The organism is Komagataeibacter oboediens, assembly GCF_003207815.1.
Taxonomy (GTDB): Bacteria; Pseudomonadota; Alphaproteobacteria; order Acetobacterales; family Acetobacteraceae; genus Komagataeibacter; species Komagataeibacter oboediens.
The window spans coordinates 1-836 of record NZ_NKTX01000234.1; the positions used below are offsets into that span (position 1 = coordinate 1).

General features: G+C 59.4%; 1 protein-coding gene. It reads left to right on the plus strand.

Going from position 1 to position 836, the window contains the following annotated elements:
* Positions 1-777: Tn3 family transposase (locus tag CFR80_RS18560; RefSeq protein WP_146221727.1), on the plus strand; the 777-nt coding region annotated here is incomplete at its 5' end.
* Positions 778-836 lie beyond the last annotated feature (59 nt).

Genomic DNA, 836 nt, shown 5'->3' on the forward strand with positions numbered 1-836 from the left:
CCATACGTGCTCGACGGCCTGACCAATCATGGAACGGGGCTTAAAATCACCGAGCATTATACCGACACGGGTGGTGCCACCGACCATGTCTTCGCGCTCTGCGCCCTGTTGGGTTTTCGCTTTTGCCCACGCCTGCGCGACTTTCCGGATAGACGCCTGGCGTCCATCGCACCGGCCAGTTCCTATCCCTCCATCAGCCCGCTGCTTGGCAAAACCATCCGCACCGACATCATTCGGGAACAATGGGAGGACGTGCTGCGGCTTGTCGGATCAATCAAGGCCGGGCATGTCGCGCCCTCCAGGATGTTGCGCAAGCTTGCTGCCTATGAGCGCCAGAATCGGCTCGACGTCGCACTCCAGGAAATCGGCAAGATCGAGCGCACTCTGTTCATGCTCGACTGGCTCGAAACCCCTGATCTGCGGCAGAGATGTCAGGCAGGGCTCAACAACAGCGAGCAGCGGCATGTGCTGACCCAGGCAATCCATACCTTCCGCCAGGGACGGATCATCGACCGCAGCCATGAAGCCCAGCAATACCGGGCGTCGGGCCTCAATCTCGTCATCGCGGCGATCGTCTACTGGAATACAGTCTATCTGCAAACCGCCGTCACACATCTGCGCTCAACATCGGCGGTCGTCCCGGAGGACCTGCTGGCGCATACTTCCCCGGTGGGATGGGAGCACATCGCCTTTTCCGGAGACTTCCTCTGGGACAAAGCCGCAGCTTCTGCGGGCCGCAAGACGCTCAATCTGTCGAAACAGGCTCGTGCCGCCTGATCGTTCCTTTATTGTTCATGCCAAACGTTGTTTAGCGTACCATCCACACGATGGCCTCT